This window comes from Legionella pneumophila subsp. pascullei, assembly GCF_900637585.1.
Classification (GTDB): domain Bacteria; phylum Pseudomonadota; class Gammaproteobacteria; order Legionellales; family Legionellaceae; genus Legionella; species Legionella pascullei.
In genome coordinates, this window is the sequence record NZ_LR134380.1 from 1614324 (window position 1) to 1635317 (window position 20994).

Here is a 20994-nt window from a genome sequence, read left to right on the forward strand (position 1 = left end):
AAAAATTGATGGGGCTCATGTGATAAGTAATGCTATGAGATTGATATTAGAAGATAAATCCTGCAACAACTGCTCGGTGTTCACTCAATAAGACGTTATAAGTTCTACAAGCGGCACCTATGGACATGCATTCAATACCAATTCTTTTTTGTGATAATTGACTGATTAGAGTGACAGGTAACATTTTGCCTGTTTGCAGATGACCAATAATAATTAATTCAGGATTGCTTCTCAATAATAAATCAATGTATGAATCATTTATATCCTGGATATCTTTAATTACAAAATCAGTAATGATTTCTTTCTTGGAAACAATTAAACTACTTTCATAAATTATGGAATTAATCTGAATCTTTTTATCGCTATACGCTTTTACTGCATGTTCCTCTGCAGTTTCTAGATTGATATTCATGATTTTAAAAAGTTCATTAGTTTATAATGGCTAACAGTATATCACAGAGGTCAATATTATGAGTCAATTTCCACGCATTAAACGCTTGCCCCCTTATGTATTCAATACAATAAATCAGCTTAAGATGGAAGCGCGGGCGCGAGGAGAGGATATTATAGATTTTGGTATGGGGAATCCGGATCAACCGACCCCACCTCATATTGTTAATAAACTTATAGAAGTCGCTCAAAGACCTGACACTCATAGATATTCCATGTCCAAGGGAATCCCGAGATTACGTCGAGCAATGGCCACGTGGTACCTGCGCCATTATGATGTTCATCTGGACAGTGAGACACAAATATTAGCTACAATAGGATCTAAAGAAGGTCTTGCTCATTTGGCTTTGGCAATTTCAGGCCCTGGTGATACGGTGCTTGTTCCTGACCCGGCTTATCCTATTCATACCTATGGATTTATCATTGCTGGCGCTAATGTAAAGCAAATTCCTTTAATCGATGAGGTTCAATTTTTGGATGCTGTTGAAGATGCTATTAACAGAACCTGGCCAAAACCCAAAGCTTTGGTTTTAAATTTTCCGGCAAATCCAAGTACCCACTGTGTTGAATATGAGTTTTTTGAAAAGGTGGTTGATCTTGCCAAGCGTAATAATATTTGGATTATCCATGATTTGGCCTACGCCGATATAGTTTTTGATGGATATAAAGCTCCTTCGATTTTACAAGTTCCTGGTGCCATAGATATTGCAATCGAAACTTATTCAATGTCCAAGTCCTATAATATGCCAGGTTGGCGTGTTGGGTTTGCATGTGGTAATGAAGAGTTGGTTGCTGCCTTGACACGTATAAAATCTTATTTGGATTATGGTACTTTTACTCCCATCCAGGTTGCTGCTATTACAGCTCTGGAAGGCCCTGATGATTGTGTGCTGGAAATAAGAAATCTTTATGAAAAACGACGCAATCTTTTGTGTGATGGACTGAATGATATTGGTTGGGAAGTTAGCAAGCCTAAAGGAACGATGTTTGTTTGGGCGCCTATTCCTCTCAATTACCGCGCCATGGGGTCGCTTGAATTCAGTAAATATTTATTAAAAGAAGCTCAAGTCGCTGTTTCACCAGGCATAGGTTTTGGACAGCAAGGCGATGGTTATGTCCGATTCGGCTTAATTGAAAATAAAGACAGAATAAGACAGGCTTTAAGAAATTTAAAAGCCCTGTTTAAAAGAGATGGTTTGCTAAAGGCTATTTAAGCAATGGATGTCATTATAAACACAGAAGGCAGCTGTGATAGTAAAGAGGGTAGATTGTTGAAATCGCAAGGTTTGGCAGTGCTTAATTTGTTAGCATGTGGCGGTTATGACCTTGCAAATCCACCAGTAGGTAACCTATTGAAGTCCAGCCGTAATCTTGAGGGGGATTGGGTAATTTTAACTCCCATGCATTGGCAGGCATCACATAATGATGCTGTTATTGTGGCTATTGATAAGGATTTACAAGTAACAGATGACGAGGTGAAATACTGGTTTGATTTGTATTTTGCTTATTTAGCCGAAGAAGGGATTAGCCTGTATTATTATGACAAATATACTTGGTTATTGCGAGTTGATGATAAGCCACCTCTTAATGCCAAACCAATTTACCAGGTGCTAAACAAGTCTTTGATGCCAGAATTATCGCAACTGGATGAGACTATGTATTGGCAAAAGTTTTTTACCGAGAGTCAAATGTTTTTCTCCTCCAACCCTCGGAAATCGTTAATTAATGGCATCTGGGCATGGGGTAGTGGACAACTTAAAGATAAAAACACAATATCAATTTGCACAGACAAGCATTTTTTGAATATAGCTCAAGTTTACTCTTCGAAAGTGACTTTATATGACCCATCAGTAAATCTAAGTGGATTTGAAATTGTTCTGTTAGAGAGCATTGATTCTCTAAGCGAATTACATCAAGTTGAAATAAAAAAAATACGGTCACATTGGTATTGGAACAATTGTGTTTTAATTAAAGAGAAATCTCATTGGTTTACTCGATTATGGAGAAGTCTGACTCATGCTGATTAAACAACGACAACAACCTGAGCATACTGTAAACTTACCTAATGTACCGGATGTATTAAAACGTATTTATATAACACGGGGCATTAACGATGAATCTCAACTTGATAAACAATTACAAACACTACTTCCTTTCCATTCTTTAAAAGGCATTAATGAGGCTTGTCAAAGATTAGAGAATGCTTTGCGCTCTGAGCAACGTATTCTGATTATCGGTGATTTTGATGCCGATGGAGCAACTTCTACAGCGTTGGCCATTACCGCATTGCGAGCTATGGGTGCCAAGTTTGTTGAGTATTTGGTACCTAATCGATTTGAGTTTGGTTATGGCCTTACTCCTGCCATTGTCGAAGTGGCAAGCAAATGGCAACCTCATTTAATTATTACTGTTGATAATGGTATAGCCAGTTTTGAAGGAGTAGATGCAGCAAATAAAATGGGGATAGATGTATTAATTACTGATCATCATTTACCAGCAGAATCACTGCCCGATGCCTGTGCTATTGTTAATCCTAATCAGCCTGGTTGTTTATTTCCAAGCAAGTCAATTGCGGGAGTTGGTGTTATTTTTTACGTTATGCTGGCATTGCGCAGGCATCTTTCCAAGAGTAACTGGTTTAGTGAAATAAACCTGCCTCAGCCTAATATGGCAAATTTCCTGGATTTGGTTGCATTAGGGACTGTAGCAGATGTTGTGGGGCTTGATCAGAATAACAGGATAATGGTTAATCAAGGAATGATGCGTATTCGCCAAGGGCAATGCAGAGAAGGTATAAAGGCCTTGATTGAAATTGCTGGCAGAGATTGTTCCAGGCTAAGAGAGTCTGATCTGGGTTTTGCCATTGCACCAAGATTAAATGCCGCAGGTCGTCTGGATGATATGTCGCTTGGTATTGAATGTTTAATTACAACGGATCCCAAAATGGCAAGAAATTTTTGTCAACAGTTGGATGAGTTGAATTTGGAAAGAAGACAGATAGAATCTGATATGAAAGAGCAAGCCATGCTTGCTCTGGAGAAATTGTCAATTAACGATGAAGAGAATAAACAGTTACCTGTTGCCCTGTGTCTTCATGATAAAACCTGGCATCAAGGGGTGATAGGAATTTTAGCCGGAAGAATGAAGGAGAGATATCATCGACCTGTTATTGCATTTGCTTCCGTCAGTGAGCAGGAGTTAAAGGGATCAGCACGTTCTGTCCCCGATTTAAACATTAGAGATGTACTGGCTGCTGTTGATAAGGATAATCCAGGACTAATTCTTAAATTCGGAGGACATGCTATGGCTGCCGGGTTAAGTATTAACCCCGAATTATTGAATGATTTTCGATCAGCTTTCGTGTCAGAGGTTCTGAAGCATCTTGACTTATCTCAGTGTGAAGGAGAAATACTGACGGACGGACCATTGCAACCCCATGAACTGAATTTAGAAACAGCACAATTAATACAACAAGCGGGTCCTTGGGGTCAAGCGTTTTCAGAGCCCATATTTGATAATGTATTTGAAATTCTGGATCAACGAATTGTTGGGAAAAATCATTTAAAAATGACATTAATTTCCTCACAAGGAGGAGAACCGCTGGATGCCATTGCTTTTAATGCGGATTTAAAGTCCTGGCCTAATCACCGGATTAAATACATTCATGCTGCCTATAAATTGGATATTAATTTTTATCAGGGAAGAACAAGGCTTCAGTTGCTGATCCAGGCAATGAATATTATTCAGCAAGCATAAATTCATAAATTGCTACTATTTTTGTGTATTTCTAAAACAACAATGTATAATACTTCATTTGCATTAAATTGATATTGAACGTGGTTAATAGTATTTTTTCCAAATTATCTATAGCGCCAATGATTGATTGGACCAACAGTCCTTTTCGAACACTGATGAGATTATTGGCTCCTAACGCTCTTTTATATACTGAAATGCAGACAACTGGGGCTGTACACAATAACCCTGATAGAGCTTTGTATTTTAATCCTATTGAACATCCTATCGCTATTCAATTAGGCGGTGCTGATAAATCTGCATTGGCAAAGTGCGCCATTATTGCTGAACAGAAGGGTTTTAATGAGATTAATTTGAATTTGGGATGTCCTAGTGACAAAGTACAGGCAGGACGATTTGGAGCCTGCTTGATGAAGGAGCCAGAACATGTTGCTGATTGTATTCGTGCAATAAAACAAGTAGTTGGAATACCAGTCACAGCGAAAACGAGAATTGGTATTGATAAGCAAGACAGCTATGAGTTTTTCAGATCTTTTTCTCTGCATTTGGTTGAAGCAGGCTGTGACAAGCTTATTGTTCATGCTCGAAAGGCCTGGTTAAATGGGTTAAATCCAAAGCAAAATAGAACGATTCCTCCTGTAAATTATGATTATGTATATGAATTAAAAAAGGAAATCCCTCATATTTTTATTACTATCAATGGGAATATATTATCTATTGAAGAAATAAACAGTCATTTAAACTACGTCGATGGAGTAATGTTAGGGCGACTGGCTTGCGATAATCCCTATCAAATTGCTGAAATTCATCAAGCCTTATATCCACAATTCATCAAAATTAAACGTAGTCAGTTATTAATGAATTATCTGGATTATTGGCTTGAGCAATCTCGAGCCAATCTCTCGTTAAGTATTCTGGTTAAACCACTTTTTAATTTAGCTTTTGGTTTATCCGGGGCGAAGCACTGGAAAAAGAAATTGATGAATATTGTTCAGGAGAAAAATACTTCCGGTTTTAGTGAGTTAATCCAGTATTTATTGCATTTGGAAGCAACAAATCACGTCGAGTGTGTATAAGAAATAATAGAGCAGATGCCAACATTTCGTGGAATTTTATCAAGATTTCTAGTACATTAACAGGTTTATTAATTGGAACATCCTGAGGGTTATTGAGGCCATGCTGAGTACGTTAATTAAGAAAATGTTTGGAAGCCGAAATGAACGGACATTACGGCGAATGGAAAAGTCGGTAATGGCTATTAATGCGTTTGAACCGAAAATGCAGGCTTTATCAAATGAAGAACTGGCCGGAAAAACACAACAATTTAAAGAACGTTTTAATAATGGTGAAAGCCTTGATGAGTTACTTGCGGAAGCTTTCGCTACGGTTAGAGAAGTATCATTGCGAACTCTAGGCCTTAGGCACTTTGACGTACAGTTAATAGGCGGGATGGTATTGCATGAGGGAAATATTGCTGAAATGCGTACCGGAGAAGGTAAAACACTGGTTGCAACCTTACCTGCTTATCTTAATGCCATTAGTGGACGTGGTGTACATATAGTCACCGTTAATGATTATCTTGCGAAAAGGGATAGTCAGTGGATGAAGCCCATATATGAATTTTTAGGGCTTACAGTTGGCGTTATCTATCCCGATATGTCACATAAGGAAAAACAGGAGGCTTACAAAGCGGATATTGTTTACGGAACTAATAATGAATACGGTTTTGATTATTTGCGTGACAATATGGCTTTTAGTCTGACTGATAAGGTACAAAGAGAACTGAACTTTGCCATTGTGGACGAAGTAGATTCCATTTTGATCGATGAAGCGAGAACTCCATTGATCATATCTGGTGCAGCGGAAGATAGTTCAGAGTTGTATATTAAAATTAATTCCTTGATTCCTCAGTTAAAAAAGCAGGAAGAAGAAGGAGCCGAAGGCGATTATACTGTAGATGAGAAGCAAAAACAGGCTCATCTGACTGATGCAGGTCATCTGCATATTGAAGAACTGTTGGTCAAAGCCAAATTATTAGATCCTGGCGAGAGTCTTTATCATGCCAGTAATATTATGTTGATGCATCATGTGAATGCGGCACTCAAGGCCCATGCGATGTTTCACAAGGATATTGACTATATTGTAAAAGACAATCAAGTGGTTATAGTGGATGAGCACACTGGACGCACAATGCCTGGAAGGCGTTGGTCAGAAGGCTTGCACCAGGCAGTCGAAGCCAAGGAAGGAGTTCCAATCCAAAATGAAAATCAGACCCTAGCTTCAATAACTTTCCAGAATTTTTTCCGAATGTACAATAAATTATCAGGGATGACAGGTACTGCTGACACAGAAGCCTATGAATTTCAGCAAATATATAATCTTGAAGTGGTTGTGATACCTACCAATAAACCAATGGTTAGAAAAGATGAAGCTGATTTGGTTTATCTAACACAGGCAGATAAATTCCAGGCGATAATCGAAGATATACGAGCATGTAGTGCTCGTAGACAACCCGTACTGGTTGGAACGGTTTCAATCGAAGCTTCTGAATTTTTAAGTCAACTCTTAAAAAAGGCGAACATAAAGCATCAAGTATTGAATGCAAAATTTCATGAAAAAGAAGCGCAAATTATTGCTGAAGCTGGACGCCCTGGTGCTGTAACCATTGCGACTAACATGGCGGGACGAGGAACTGATATTGTTTTAGGTGGAAGTTTGGCAGCGGATCTCGCCAATTTACTGGCTGATGCGAGTGAACAAGAAAAAGAAGCGGTTAAAAAAGAATGGCAAAAACGTCACGATGAAGTGATTGCAGCAGGTGGACTTCGAATTATTGGTTCTGAGCGTCATGAATCAAGACGTATCGATAATCAATTAAGAGGGCGAGCTGGTCGTCAAGGTGATCCTGGTAGTAGTCGTTTTTATTTGTCACTTGAAGACAATTTAATGAGAATATTTGCTTCTGACCGTGTGGCCTCTATGATGCGTCGCCTGGGAATGCAGCCTGGTGAGCCGATTGAACATAGTTTGGTTACCAGGGCGATTGAAAATGCTCAACGTAAGCTGGAAGGACATCATTTTGACGTAAGAAAGCAACTGTTGGATTATGATAATGTAGCGAATGATCAACGTCAGGTCATTTATACTCAGCGTTCTTCTATCATGGAAATGACAGATACACAGGAAATTGTAGAAATGATGAGAGAAGAGGTAATGAATAGCCTGGTTGATACTTATATCCCCCCTCAAAGTCTGGAGGATCAGTGGGATCCGCAGGCCTTATCTGATGTTTTGTCAGATGAATTTAAAATCAAAGCCCCTGTGACTGATTGGATTAATGAAGATCATAGTATACAGCCTGAGCAAATTAAAGACAAAATTCTTGCTTTAGCCATAGCGCATTATGATGAAAAAGTAAGAAAAGTTGGAAGACCAGTCATTTCACAATTTGAAAAATCAATTATTTTACAAACTTTAGATAATCATTGGCGTGAACACTTGGCTGCAATGGATCAATTACGCCAGGGAATCCATTTAAGAGGTTATGCTCAGAAGGATCCAAAACAGGAGTATAAAAAAGAAGCTTTCAGCTTGTTTACAATGATGCTGGATAATCTTAAGTACGAGGTAATCAGAATACTATCATCCGTTGAAATTCAAACGGAGGAAGATGCTCACGTTGTTGAAGAGCAACGTAGAGCAGATCAGATTAAAAAAATGAATCTCATGCATGAAAATTTATCAGAGAATGAAGAGGCAAGTGAAACGCAAACTTTTAGACGACAAGAAAAGAAAGTTGGTCGTAATGATCCTTGTCCCTGTGGATCAGGTAAAAAATATAAAGCTTGCCATGGAAGCCTGGTGTGAAAGTAGCAGTTGCTATCATTATCGATGAAAAACAACGTATACTGATTACCCAACGTCCTCTTCATGCTGCACACGGAGGATTTTGGGAGTTTCCTGGAGGAAAACTGGAGCCTCAAGAATCTGCAGAGGATGCTTTGATCCGAGAGATTAAAGAGGAATTAGGTATAATTGTGGATGAATATAGGTTTCTGGGGTATGTAGATTATGACTATCCAGATAAGCACATACAATTAATTATTTTTATGGTGACTCGTTTTACTGGCAACCCGTTATGTCTGGAAGGACAGCTCAATATGAAGTGGGTAAAAAAAGAGGAATTAAATATCAATGATTTCCCTAAAGCAAATCATGCGGTTTTCAATTTAATTGATATCCCTGAATTTCAATATCAAGCATAATGAACACGAGAATAACCTAATCTATTGATGCTATTATACCTAAACCATAGCAATTTGCTGAGTATAAAAAATCCTGAATAGATAATGATTAGGTTTTGTATTTCAGTTAATTGTTAATCAATTGGACAGGAAAATGATAACTAAGCAAAATGGAATTTATACTCTAACTATTTCCTTATTACTATTCTCATTTCAAATCAAAGCTGCTACTGATTATCAAACATATCAAACCGTTTGTGGTGAACCAACGGATATGTTTTCGTTTGTTGACAGGGGAGGAATTGCAATCAATCCTTGTGTTGTTCCTCCAAGAAATGTATTGCTCGGTTTAGGGTATCAATATCAACAATTAATTGGCGGAGGGATACAGCACGGTTTTCCCTCTTCTGTAATAGAAGTCGGTTTGCCAGATTATTTCGAGGTAGATTTAACCTTACCCAGCTACATCAATCAAACTGTAGCACCACGGGTAGGGTATAGCCCAACCCAGTTGGATCTCAAACGTATTTTATGGTTTAACGATAAATGGATTGCTTCTATTAATGGCACTATGATATTTCCTTCAGGTAGCGCCTCTTTTGGCAGTAAGGGGCCTGGAGGTGGTGTAACTGGAATTCTAGCTTATAATATCAATGATCAGATTAATTTGACAGGAACTTTGGAGTATATTTCTCTATCGGAACCTATTACCAGTGGTGGACAAAGTTATACCAGCATTAATCCAGATCTTCTTTTATCATGGACTAAAAATAAAATATCATTGTTCGCTGAAGTGTATGGTCAAAGCAAAACAGCACCCGATGAAGGAAGCGGTTATAATGCAGACGCAGGTATTCTTTATTTAATTAAAAAAAATATTGTTATTGATTTGGAGGTTGATCAACGTATCAGTGGCCTTTTAGATAGTGTTGAGCGTTATTATGGAGGAGGAATTACCATACAATTTAATTAATGCAGACTCGCTTTGAGGTAAAGCTGGCTTTTCTTAAAGGGCGTCTATATTTGACAAAATGCAATTTCCATGTCTATTGTTTTATCTCTAATTTCTTGACCAGTGACAAGCTCATAAAGTCTGATAGTTAAACTATGATGTCCTAACTGTATTTTAGGTATCATTTTCAATGTTTTATCCATTCTTAATAAGATCAGATGGTTAAGTGATTTAGGTGAAAGGCTATGCTGATAAAATCCATTATTTGCTCTAATGGGAGTATACTGAGTAATCCCTCGTAACAAGGACAAATAAACTTTTACAGTATCTTCCAGATCTTTTAGGCAGGATACCCATTGACTAATTGTTTTTTGCCTTAATAGTGGATCGGAATCAAACCACAATACCAAATGGGGGGAATTAAATTCACATTCTTTAGTATTGGGGTGGTGTATTTGTCTTAAGGTTTTTAAAAATTCATCATCATGGATTCTGTTGCTAAATCGACCTGGTACATGATTTAATACATGGATTTGCGTTTCCAGATCATCAAATAATTCACGATGATTCAATAAATTAGGTTTTTTAAGTACATGTTCAATTCTAATTAACTCTTTAATAAATCTGCTTTTTAATTCTGGTTTTTCAATTATTTCGACAATTTCTATTATATTTTTTAATGCAAATCGATGTATAGCCTCATGAGACTCACTACAAGCTTCATTTATGGTTTTAAAAAGGTACTCCAAGCGTAAGGCAATTCTTGATAAAAAATGAGTTGCCAGTTGAAAAGTTATCATATGGTCATGCATAGATTAAGGCCATCCTTAGCTTTATCCTATAATAATGGCAATTTAAATTTTTATAGATGCACATTGAATTAAAATGAGCTCCCATGTTTATTTTAAAAACGATATTGTTTTTTTATAAACAAATCTAAAAAAATCAAGCTATTAAGGTTTAATTTTGCGTTAAGAGTAACATAAAAGTCGTTGAAAATAAAAAAATCTTTAAAATCCATACATTAACTGGTGCTTTTCTGGAAGTTTATTGTTTCTGTTTAATTTTTGCATCTTTAAGGTATTTTTTATGCAGCTTATTCACTTTTTCTTTCAATTCACTTAATCCCGATTCATTAACCAGGACATCATCTGCTGCTTTTAATCGTTGTTCCAAATTAGGTTGTGTGGCCAGAATGGCTAATGCTTGCTCTTTCGTGCAATGATCTCTTTTAACAATTCTGTCTAATTGACATTCTAATGGGGCAATAACCAATAGAATTTTTTGCAGATAAGGGTAGTGATGTTTATTATACAATAAAGGAATTTCAATAAGGCAATAAGGCGATGAGCAGACAATAAGTTGTTCTTCAATTTTTTTACGAATAGCTGGATGCAGTAGATCTTCAAGCCATAAACGTTCATTTGAATTGGAAAATATAATATCTCTTATCCGTTTCCGATCAAGATCACCATTTTTAAGAACCACTGAAGAACCAAAATGTGAAACAATATTCTGGTAACAGGGGGTATTTTTAGAAGTTAATTCTTTAGAAATTCTATCTGCATAAATCACATCTATACCCAGTTCGGAAAAAAACTCTGCGACTGTACTTTTGCCACTGGCAATATTACCAGTTAGTCCCACTGAATAAACCATGAGAGTGGGCTCCTTCATTTTTGTTGGCACAAGTTACCATATTAATATAACAAGTAGCAGGTAATGTACTGTTTTCCTTACAAAAGGCCTGGGCAGCCAAAGCGGCATCATCCCGATTTGAATAAAAATTACTTTCCCAAGGTTGGGCATTGATATCTATGGCCGTACAACGCCACATTGGTCTAGTACTTACTCCGTCTATAAATCCTTCGCAATTTGATAAGGATGTCTTACAACTTGCAGGAAATTGACTTTCTTTTTTGCAGGCAGCAAATGCAACATTAATTGCTACTTTTCGATACGAGCTTTGTGCAGTCCATGCTTTGTTGGCTTTATCATAAGTTACGCATTTCCAAAAGTTGCCTTTTTTCACCATTGGTGCAGTAAATCCATCATTTGATAAACAAATTAATAGTAGTAACCCATAAAAAATATAATTCCTCATATTTTTTCTCCCTTAAGCAAGGCAGTTAATTCAGTAATAGATAACCCTTTGGAATAATACCAGCCTTGTTGTAAACGAACACCATTATTTGCCAGGTAATTAGCTTGATCTTTTGTTTCTACTCCTTCTGCTATAGTAACCAAGTTTAATCCTTTTGCCATCTGGATAATGGCATCATTTAAAGACTCGATAATATCATTAGAACCAATTGCTTGAACAAATAATTTGTCAATTTTTAAATAATTGAATGGAAAATGTTGCAAATAACTAATGCTGGCGTGGCCAGTCCCATAATCATCAACGGCAAGTGAAAAACCCGTTTGCCTAAGCTCTTGCATTTTATTGATAAAAATAGTGTCATTTTTATCGAGCAGTTCTCTTTCTGTGATTTCGAAGATTATTTGATGCGGTGAAATATTATATTTTTCTATTAACTTATGGAAATGATTAAAAAACACTGAATCAGTGAAATGTAGTGCAGAAATGTTAAATGCAAGATGAAAGTAGGATCGTTCTTCTAATAAGGATTTAAATTCATTGAAGGCAATTTCTATGATTTGAAGTGTAATTGGCACAATTAATCCTGTTGCTTCTGCTTCAACAATAAAAAAATCAGGCATAATGATTTGACTGTCTTCATTTTCCCATCGCAATAACACTTCAGCCCCTGAGAATCGTTCTTTATCACAATCAAACAAAGGTTGATATACGGGATAAAATTCCTCATTTTTAATAGCCAGTTTTATTGCGCCTTGCAATGAATAACGCTTAGTCATCATATTTTGTATAAGGACATATAAAATAAAGGAACAAATTAAAATGATAAAAATAGTTATTATTTGACTATACCAAAAGTTATGAAGGACAGTTTTACTGTTTTCAGAAACAACGACAGAAATACTATTTATGCTTTGTAGTTTTTCTATAGCAAATAGACTTAATGGAGAATTTTGTGTTTTAGTTTCTTCAGTTTTGCTTAATATCCAATTTTTATTTTGCTCAGTATATTGAATACGAATGATATTTTTTTTCTCGTCTTCATTGTATAGAGCTATAGAGGTGGATTGTTTGTTCTCTGTTTGTAATTCATTTTTTAAGACAGAAGCAATAACAAAAATACCTATAAGGTAATTGCCCATTTTTTGTTGGATCAGATAAACGGGCTGGTCAAATAATGGTAACTCATAGGGTCCTGAAATGGAACGTGAACGAGTTGATATTGCAACAAGATTTTTATTATTATTGGGTAAGGTTGAACAAAATAGTTTGTGTTTGTTGTCACTAATAATAACACCAGAGATTTTAGGATTATTTAGAATTATATGTTCCAGGAATGGATATAAGTCTGATTTACAATCAACAATTTTTTTTCCATATACAGGTAAGGTATAGATTTCTTGAAGTAGATCTTCGATAAAACCATCTATGTTGTTACTGAGATTGATTGCAACTTCTTTTAAATCCTTATAAGCTCTTTTTTGGTTAAGATTCCAGTTAGTATAAAAAGCTGAGATCAGGATAGCAATAGTAAAAAAAATCCATATGATTTTAAACTTTTTATAAAGAAATAAAGATAATTTGTGAATAACCTTACTCATATCCTTGAGCTTTGTTATAGGCTTCTTCTATAGAGTTTAATGTTATTTCTGCTAATTTCCCAATGATTTTTTAACTATGCGACAAATGAAGAAGAGATATTTGAAAAGATGGTTGACTTATATTTATTTGCTTATGATGAGCATGCTTCCAGTTATCATGATGTACAAACCATCATATAGCGCGGATAAAATCCATATATCGATCAATAAGCTACCTAATGACATAAACAAAGTGATGAATAAGCCTATTTATAAAAATGCGATATGGGGATTACGTGTTGTCGATCTTGATACTGGTAATGTGCTGTTGAACCTCAACTCCACTAAGCTATTTTACATTGGCTCAGTGCGCAAGATTTTTAGTGTGGGCGAATTATTGGATGAAAGAGGAGCTGATTATCAATCTCTCACTACAGTCCATTATGACGGTATAGTACGCAATGGCAATCTGAGTGGAAACCTAGTTCTTATTGCCTCAGGTGATTTAACTATGGGAGGGCGAACTTTACCTGATGGACATGTTGCTATTACTGAATACGATCATAATGAGGCTAATTCGTTGGGTAACGCGGTTATTACGCAGACTAATCTTTTAGCTGGTTATCAGAACCTCGCTAAGCAAGTTTACAAAACTGGCATCCACTCTATTTCAGGTGATATTGTGATAGATGATAGATTGTTTGACCCATTTAATTTCAGGAGTGAATTTGATGTAACACCTATTTTCATAAACGATGATGTCGTTGATGTTGTAATTCTTCCAGGCTTGATAAATGATAAGGCAAGCGTATCATGGCCGCCACACTCAGCTTCGTTTACCGTTATCAACCAACTTCTTACAGTTAGTCCGTATGAAAAATACAATCTTGAGCTTGAGCCACAATTGCCTGCTTGCATAGGTAAAACAGGCTGTTCTGGTATAATTAAAGGTCATTTGCCTGCCAACTTTATACCTCCACTTACTAACAACTACCCGTTAGTGCAAACTTTTCGAATCACTAAACCATCTAATTATGCAAGAACAATTTTCATTGAGGCATTACAAGAAGCCGGTGTTGATGTTTCAACAATCGATAAAACCAAAGAAAATCCGACAAAACTGCTAAAATCTGTTAACTCGTATAATAAGAATAACAAAATTGCTACTTTGAAATCATTGCCATATGGAGAGCATGCAAAATATATACTTAAAGTGAGTTATAATATTGGAGCTGATACCAGTCTGGTGTTGTATGGACTAACAAAAGGCGTGCGATCCATGACTGAAAGTCTAAATGTGGAAAAAAAAATCCTGGCCCAAAAATATGGTATATTGCCATCAGAATACCAATTTGTTGATGGTAGCGGTGGGGGCGAAACGAAAGCAAGCAATATGGCTATCATAAAATGGCTCATGACAATGTCTAAAAGACCTGTTTTTAATACATTTTACGATAGTTTACCTATTCTCGCAGTGGATGGTTCACTTGGTTCTATTAAAAAATTTCAATCCGATCCAACTCTTTCAGGTGCGACAGGTTTTGTGCATGCAAAAACAGGAACTTATGTATTGGGAAATGAGTCAGGAATGATAATTAAAGGACGCTCTCTTGCTGGGTACATTATTAGTAAAAAAAATCGCCGGCTGGCATTTGCATTAGTCGTTAATAATATACCTATACAGTCATTGGATGATTTATTTGCTGTGTCTCAGGATCAAGGCATAATAACCTCAATTCTGTGGCGAAACTACTGATTCGTAGTTCAATAATATTTGATTTAATGGTCGAAGTATATTATCGAAATGGATATAGATGTAAAGGCATATTCATTTAATTTTTGTCTGCAACAATAGTATACTTACAGCTTTTTTGGCAATTTCAGGATTGTTATTTACCTATGCTGTGACGTTTGCTCCTTAAAAAACTGGAATTAAGAAAGTAATCGTAAAAAATATGTCATTAAATTTTTATTAAAGAAATAAAGATAATTTGTGAATAACCTTATTCATATCCATGAGCTTTGTTATAGGCTTCTTCTATAGAGTTTAATGTGATTTCAGCTAATTTCCCAATGATTTTCTTATCTGTGTTAAGAGGAGGTAACCAATAAAGTGTATCCCCAATTGGGCGAATAAGTGCGCCTTGCTTTATTGCTTCCTGATAAATTTTAAATCCAATTCTTGTGTGACTGCTCTCAATAAGATCTGCCGCAACAACAGCTCCAATTCCACGAACATTTACAAGTTTTCTACTGTCTCTGGCTATATCCTGCAGGTAAGAAAACATGATTTCACCAAGTTCCTGGCTATGCATTAGCAGATTATCTTGCTCTATTGTTTTAATAGTCGCTAAAGCAGCACTTATAGCAAGCGGATTACCACTGTAGGTATGGGAATGCAAAAAAGACTTCCCGGCATGGTAATCATCATAAAAAAGATCAAATAAGGCGCTATCAATCATCACGCAGCTAAATGGTATTGATCCGGAAGTTAATCCTTTAGATAGGCAAATTAGGTCAGGTTGTATATGTGCGTGATCACAGGCTAACCATTCTCCAGTTCTTCCTATACCAGTCATAATCTCATCCGCAATTAAATAAATGCCTTTTTCCTTCGCCCATAAAGAGATTTTTGCAAGGAAATCTGCACTGTAGCACAGCATCCCACCGGCGCCCTGAATGATAGGCTCCAAAAGTATGGCGCAAACGCTATCGCAAATTTTATTTAATTGTTGTACTACCTTATTCCAATAAGTATCGCAGTTTTTCCATAATGGATCTTTAGAACCTGAGACATAGGGAATATCATCAATGTAGTGGCATTGTACACCAAACGATGCGTAAGGGGCTTTATAGAGCCCCAAATCACTGACACTCATGGTTCCAATAGTTTCACCATGGTATCCATTTTTTAAGGCAATAAATTGATTTTTATTTTTATTTCCTTTTATTTGTGAAGCATGAATGGCCAATTTCATGGCAATTTCAACAGCGCTAGAACCATCACTGGCAAAAAATACATGTTGTTTCCCAGTAATTTCGCTTAATTTTTCAGCTAACTCTACTGCAGCGGGATGAGTTGTATTGGCACTAATCACATGCTCAAAACAATCCAATTGGTTTTTGATAGCGGCTATCACTGCCGGATGACCATGCCCTAAAGATTTGCACCACCAACTGGAAATGGCATCAATCAAGGGACCTTCATTGGTATAGAGATAGCTCCCTTGTGCTTTATTGATAACAATAGGTGGGCACGTTTCGAAATCTTTCATCTGCGAACAAGGATGCCAAATGTGTTTTAAGTCTTTTGCAATAAGTTGATCTATGTTTACCATTTTAAAAATTTTGGTTGACAAGTATAGGCGCCACTTTATCATGTTCACTATTCTGAATTAAAGGGGGTAATCGTGTCTGAAGAAAAGAAACAGTGGTTAATTTCTGATATTGAAGCAATTTATGAACAGCCATTTAATGATTTACTTTATCAAGCACATACCATTCACAGGACATTTCATAATCCTAATTTCTTGCAATTTGCAACTTTGCTAAGCATTAAAACAGGTGCATGCCCAGAAGATTGTGGCTATTGCTCCCAAAGTGGCCACTATAAGACGCATGTAGAAAAAGAAAAATTGATGTCAGTTGAAGAGGTATTGCAATGTGCCAAAGAAGCAAAGGAGGGTGGAGCCAAACGTTTTTGTATGGGGGCTGCGTGGCGTTGTCCGCCTGATAAGGCAATGCCGCAACTAAAAGAAATGATAGAAGGAGTAAAGTCTTTGGGACTTGAAACCTGTATGACTTTAGGCATGCTTACCAAGGAGCAGGCCACTCATTTAAAAGAGGCTGGATTGGATTATTATAACCACAATATTGATACCTCTCCATCTTATTACGATAAAGTGGTTACTACTCGAAAATTCAGTGATCGATTGGATACTGTAAATAACGTTCGTTCAGCAGGAATTAATGTCTGTTGTGGTGGTATTTTAGGATTGGGGGAAACCCGAGCAGATCGAATTGAATTTTTATTGACATTAGCCAATATGGAAACTCCTCCAGAAAGTGTGCCAATTAATCGCTTAATTCCAGTAGAAGGAACACCTTTAGCTCAAGCTGAGCAAGTAGAAGGGATTGAATTGGTAAGAACTATTGCTACAGCAAGAATTTTAATGCCTAAAAGTGCTATCAGACTGACAGCTGGTCGGACAGAAATGAGTGATGAATTACAAGCCCTTTGCTATTTTGCTGGAGCCAATTCAGTGTTTATTGGCGATAAATTATTGACCGAAGATAACCCCCAGCGCGCCAAAGACAAAGTTCTTTTTAACAAACTTGGTTTGACTGAGATGGTGTAAATGGCTCTTAATATAAAAATTAAAGAGTATACAACGCAGCTACAAGACCAAGGATTATTGCGTACAAGGCAAATTTTAGAAACGAACAAGACAGATTATATTCGGTTCGATTCGAATGATTATTTGTCGCTGACGGAGGATAGACGTATTGCTAAAGCCTATCAAAAAGGGTATGAATTGTATCCTTGCGGAAGTGGCGCTTCCATGGTTTTAAGCGGATACCATATCGGTCACCAAGATCTTGAGAGGACCTTTGCCGAAATACTGAGAGTTGATGATTGTCTTTTATTTTCCTCGGGGTACTGCGCAAACTTAGCCATAACAGCCTTGCTTGGACGTTTGAGAACCCATTGTTTTATAGATAAAAGTGTTCATGCCTCTATTTATGATGGATTGGTTTTGTCCCGAGTAACCTACTCACGTTACATTCATAATGATATGAGGGCTTTGTCTACCTTGTTAAAATCACATTTGGATGATTCTGTTTTGATCACCGAAGGTATTTTTAGTATGAGTGGTCAGATAGCCCCTCTATCAACAATCAGCTCTTTATGCAAAGAGCATGGTACGGAGCTCTTTGTAGATGAAGCGCATGCTTTTGGTGTGATTGGTCCACAAGGAATGGGTTCTGTACCAGGCCATGGATTGACTCAGAATGAAGTTCCATTACGAGTTATTCCTTTTGGTAAGGCATTCGCTTCTCAGGGAGCTGTGGTTTGTGGGCGGAAGGATTGGATAGATGCTTTGTTACAAGCTGCACGTTCTTTCATTTATTCAACCGCTATCAGTCCTGCTTTATGCTATGGTCTGCTCAAAACATTGGAGTTCATCGTAGAGGCCGACTCCAGAAGAATAAAATTAACACACTTAATTGCTCAGTTCAAAGAATTAATAAAGTCTTCGCCCTTAAACTGGCTGGATTCAGATACACCAATTCAACAGTTAAGGTTAGGATGCCCACATAAGGCACTTCATTTTGCCAGTGAACTGAAAAAAGTAGGGATTTATTGCTCTGCTATCCGATCTCCAACGGTAAATAGCGCCTCCTGTGGTTTACGGATTATTATTAATTATAAGCATACGGCCGAGCAAATCATTGAGTTATTTAATAAATTGCACTTAATACATGAATATTCATCTTGATAAATATGGGCAGGGCATGCCTTTAGTTCTATTTCATGGCTGGGGATTTGACGGCCAAATCTGGCGGTCTATAATTCCCTATCTTCAGGCTAATTATCAGATCATTTTGGTCGATTTGCCAGGTTTTGGATTGACCCCAATGATGGGCTGGGAGAGTTTTAAAAAGAATTTACTTGAGCAATTACCTGAGAAATTTGCCTTGGCTGGATGGTCAATGGGGGGGCTTTATGCGACACGGTTAGCAATTGAAGAGTCTTCCAGAGTACAGTATTTGATAAATATAACATCTTCACCGCGTTTTATCTCTGATGTTGATTGGCCGGGCGTGGCCGAGGAGGTATTTGTTAATTTCTATAACAACTTATCAAAAAACATTAATAAGACATTAAAAGAATTTATATCATTGCAACTCAATAAGATACAATTTGATTTTAAGCCGGGTAATCCCCCATCTCCAGAAGGCCTGGCGTTTGGTCTTGAAATTTTGGGTAAATGGGATCTTAGAAAACAATTGCAACAAATATCTATACCTACTGTTTACTTGTTTGGCCGACTTGATCCCATTACTCCTGTTAAAACCATGACAATCATGGAGAAAAATTACCCACATTTTAAGTACGTACTCTTTAACAGGGCAGCTCATATGCCTTTTCTGTCTCATACTGATTTATTTATTAAAATGATGGATGAATTTATAAAATGAAAAGATATTTTGTCACCGGTACTGACACTGATTGCGGTAAGACATTTGTAACGAATCAATTGGTTAGTCATTTTTCTAATTCAGCTGCGATAAAGCCCATAGCAAGCGGATGTGAGTATAGTGACAATCAATTAGTAAATTCTGATGCACTTTTACATCAGCAACAGAATCATTTGCCATTGGATATTATTAATCCCTGGCGATTTAAATTACCAGTTTCACCTCACATATCAGCCAGGGAAGATGGTGCAAACATTGATGTTCATGAAGTAGCTGACTACTGTCTAAATTTGCGACTGAATGACATTAAGACATTGTTTATTGAAGGAGCTGGTGGATTGTTGGTTCCTTTGAACGAACAGGCAACTTGGCTTGATTTTTTAAAACTAACTAATATTCCTGTTATTTTAGTTGTGGGTATGAAGCTGGGTTGTATCAACCACACATTGCTTACTCAGGAAGTATTTGAAATAAATAAAATTAAGTGCCAAGGGTGGATTGCTAATTGTATAGATAAAGACATGCTAATGCTTGAAGACAATATAAGTACCCTTGAAGTTAAATTAAAATATCCTTTGTTAGCTAAGACAAGCTATGGCGGCAATATTTCTGATATATGTTTAAGCTCCTTGTAATTGCAGTGAGATTTTATGCACTATATACCTGATGTTATTACTTGTTCTGCTTGCACTAAACCCATGCCAGCAATTATAATGAAAAGTTAAATTACAGATACTTCGAGTTTATGGAGTGATTCTAGATGCCAATTTACGAATATCAGTGCACAAACTGTCATCATCAATTTGATTTGATGCAAAAAGTTACAGATGCGCCTGTAAAGCAATGTCCAAAGTGTTATGAAAATACGGTAACAAAACTTATTTCCCCTGCTGGATTCCAGCTGAAGGGGACTGGGTGGTATGCCACAGATTTTAAAAACAAAGGCAACGGGCCAAAGGAGTCTACTGAGAATAAATCAGGAGAATCCGGCACTAATAAAGAGAGTTCCTCTAAAGAAACTCCTGCATCAAGCTCTGCAGATAGTGTAAAATCGACAAAAGGTGATAACGAGTGAAGTTAATCTCCCTCAGAGCCTATTTAATTACCGGGTTAATAGTATGGTTACCAATATTTGTAACCATTGTAGTCCTGCGATTTATTATCGATATGCTTGATAGCACATTGGCTTTATTTCCAAAAGCCTATCAACCTGAGCAGTTGTTCGGTTTTTATATACCAGGCTTTGGAGTTATATTTTCATTGGTTTTATTACTCTTGACCGGGATTATTGCAACTAATTTTTTTGGACAGAGACTTGTCAGTCGGGGTGAGTCCTTATTGGCTAAAATACCTCTGGTACGGTCAATTTATAATGCTGTAAAGCAAGTTATTCATGCTGTACTATCAACGAACAGTCAAGCCTTTCGCAAAGTTGTTTTAGTCGAATATCCTCGTAAAGGGCTTTGGACCATAGCATTTCAGACTGGCTCTGTTAACCCTGAAATTAAAGAGAAAACCAAGGAAGACATGATGTCTGTATTTGTTCCAACTACACCTAATCCTACTTCGGGTTTTATGTTGATGATACCAAGGCAAGATGCCATCGAGTTGAATATGAGCATTGATGAAGCATTAAAATTAGTAATATCGTTAGGTGTAATGCAGTCTGACCCTGCATTGGCACAATTAAAAACTCAATAAACTTTAATA

Annotated in this window: 20 protein-coding genes; 14 read left to right on the plus strand and 6 right to left on the minus strand. The window is 36.9% G+C overall.

Annotated features, from left to right (window positions below; genetic code table 11):
* Window positions 1–46 precede the first annotated feature (46 nt).
* On the minus strand, window positions 47–412 hold the full coding sequence (locus EL201_RS07420; protein WP_027221638.1) for an Mth938-like domain-containing protein: 366 nt from the start codon (window positions 410–412) through the stop codon (window positions 47–49).
* Window positions 413–470: 58 nt separating this feature from the next.
* Here EL201_RS07420 and alaC point away from each other — a divergent pair, with 58 nt between their 5' ends.
* From alaC to EL201_RS07455, 7 genes are all read left to right on the plus strand, one after another.
* Window positions 471–1664: an alanine transaminase gene (gene alaC / locus EL201_RS07425; RefSeq protein WP_027221639.1), complete on the plus strand. Its 1194-nt coding sequence runs from the start codon at window positions 471–473 to the stop codon at window positions 1662–1664.
* 3 nt (window positions 1665–1667) lie between these two features.
* Window positions 1668–2477: a hypothetical protein gene (locus tag EL201_RS07430; protein ID WP_027221640.1), complete on the plus strand. Its 810-nt coding sequence runs from the start codon at window positions 1668–1670 to the stop codon at window positions 2475–2477.
* Window positions 2467–4206 carry a single-stranded-DNA-specific exonuclease RecJ gene (recJ, locus tag EL201_RS07435; protein WP_027221641.1) on the plus strand — a complete coding sequence of 580 codons (1740 nt, stop codon included), beginning with the start codon at window positions 2467–2469 and terminating at the stop codon, window positions 4204–4206. The genes EL201_RS07430 and recJ overlap by 11 nt, the downstream gene beginning before the upstream one ends.
* Window positions 4207–4286: 80 nt before the next feature.
* On the plus strand, window positions 4287–5279 hold the full coding sequence (gene dusA / locus EL201_RS07440; RefSeq protein ID WP_027221642.1) for a tRNA dihydrouridine(20/20a) synthase DusA: 993 nt from the start codon (window positions 4287–4289) through the stop codon (window positions 5277–5279).
* A 100-nt stretch (window positions 5280–5379) separates the two neighbouring features.
* Window positions 5380–8070, plus strand: a complete 2691-nt coding sequence (gene secA, locus EL201_RS07445) for a preprotein translocase subunit SecA (protein WP_027221643.1) — start codon at window positions 5380–5382, stop codon at window positions 8068–8070.
* Complete coding sequence (gene mutT, locus EL201_RS07450) at window positions 8067–8468, plus strand: 8-oxo-dGTP diphosphatase MutT (RefSeq protein WP_027221644.1); 402 nt, start codon at window positions 8067–8069, stop codon at window positions 8466–8468. Before secA ends, mutT begins: the two co-directional genes overlap by 4 nt.
* Before the next feature lie 133 nt (window positions 8469–8601).
* Window positions 8602–9420 (plus strand): transporter, encoded by an 819-nt coding sequence (locus EL201_RS07455; protein ID WP_027221645.1) that lies wholly within the window; start codon window positions 8602–8604, stop codon window positions 9418–9420.
* 44 nt (window positions 9421–9464) lie between these two features.
* On the opposite strand, the gene zapD is transcribed toward EL201_RS07455, so the two are convergent.
* From zapD to EL201_RS07475, 4 genes are all read right to left on the minus strand, one after another.
* Window positions 9465–10211 (minus strand): cell division protein ZapD, encoded by a 747-nt coding sequence (gene zapD, locus EL201_RS07460; RefSeq protein WP_027221646.1) that lies wholly within the window; start codon window positions 10209–10211, stop codon window positions 9465–9467.
* Between the two features lie 235 nt (window positions 10212–10446).
* Complete coding sequence (gene coaE / locus EL201_RS07465) at window positions 10447–11058, minus strand: dephospho-CoA kinase (protein WP_027221647.1); 612 nt, start codon at window positions 11056–11058, stop codon at window positions 10447–10449.
* Window positions 11030–11503: a hypothetical protein gene (locus EL201_RS07470; RefSeq protein WP_027221648.1), complete on the minus strand. Its 474-nt coding sequence runs from the start codon at window positions 11501–11503 to the stop codon at window positions 11030–11032. The genes coaE and EL201_RS07470 overlap by 29 nt, the downstream gene beginning before the upstream one ends.
* Window positions 11500–13101, minus strand: a complete 1602-nt coding sequence (locus EL201_RS07475; RefSeq protein WP_027221649.1) for an EAL domain-containing protein — start codon at window positions 13099–13101, stop codon at window positions 11500–11502. The genes EL201_RS07470 and EL201_RS07475 overlap by 4 nt, the downstream gene beginning before the upstream one ends.
* An 85-nt stretch (window positions 13102–13186) precedes the next feature.
* On the opposite strand from EL201_RS07475, the gene EL201_RS07480 reads away from it, so the two are divergent.
* Entirely contained in the window at window positions 13187–14836 is a 1650-nt protein-coding gene (locus EL201_RS07480; protein ID WP_027221650.1) for a D-alanyl-D-alanine carboxypeptidase/D-alanyl-D-alanine-endopeptidase, read from the plus strand.
* 247 nt (window positions 14837–15083) lie between these two features.
* Here EL201_RS07480 and bioA read toward each other — a convergent pair whose 3' ends face one another.
* Window positions 15084–16418 (minus strand): adenosylmethionine--8-amino-7-oxononanoate transaminase, encoded by a 1335-nt coding sequence (gene bioA / locus EL201_RS07485; protein ID WP_027221651.1) that lies wholly within the window; start codon window positions 16416–16418, stop codon window positions 15084–15086.
* Between the two features lie 72 nt (window positions 16419–16490).
* On the opposite strand from bioA, the gene bioB reads away from it, so the two are divergent.
* From bioB to EL201_RS07515, 6 genes are all read left to right on the plus strand, one after another.
* Window positions 16491–17438, plus strand: a complete 948-nt coding sequence (gene bioB / locus EL201_RS07490) for a biotin synthase BioB (RefSeq protein WP_027221652.1) — start codon at window positions 16491–16493, stop codon at window positions 17436–17438.
* Window positions 17439–18581: an aminotransferase class I/II-fold pyridoxal phosphate-dependent enzyme gene (locus EL201_RS07495; protein WP_027221653.1), complete on the plus strand. Its 1143-nt coding sequence runs from the start codon at window positions 17439–17441 to the stop codon at window positions 18579–18581.
* Window positions 18565–19284 carry an alpha/beta fold hydrolase gene (locus tag EL201_RS07500; protein ID WP_027221654.1) on the plus strand — a complete coding sequence of 240 codons (720 nt, stop codon included), beginning with the start codon at window positions 18565–18567 and terminating at the stop codon, window positions 19282–19284. The genes EL201_RS07495 and EL201_RS07500 overlap by 17 nt, the downstream gene beginning before the upstream one ends.
* Window positions 19281–19919 (plus strand): dethiobiotin synthase, encoded by a 639-nt coding sequence (gene bioD / locus EL201_RS07505; protein ID WP_027221655.1) that lies wholly within the window; start codon window positions 19281–19283, stop codon window positions 19917–19919. Before EL201_RS07500 ends, bioD begins: the two co-directional genes overlap by 4 nt.
* Window positions 19920–20044: 125 nt before the next feature.
* Entirely contained in the window at window positions 20045–20359 is a 315-nt protein-coding gene (locus EL201_RS07510) for an FmdB family zinc ribbon protein (protein WP_027221656.1), read from the plus strand.
* A complete protein-coding gene (locus tag EL201_RS07515) occupies window positions 20356–20985 on the plus strand; it encodes a DUF502 domain-containing protein (RefSeq protein ID WP_027221657.1) in 630 nt (209 codons plus the stop codon). Before EL201_RS07510 ends, EL201_RS07515 begins: the two co-directional genes overlap by 4 nt.
* Window positions 20986–20994 lie beyond the last annotated feature (9 nt).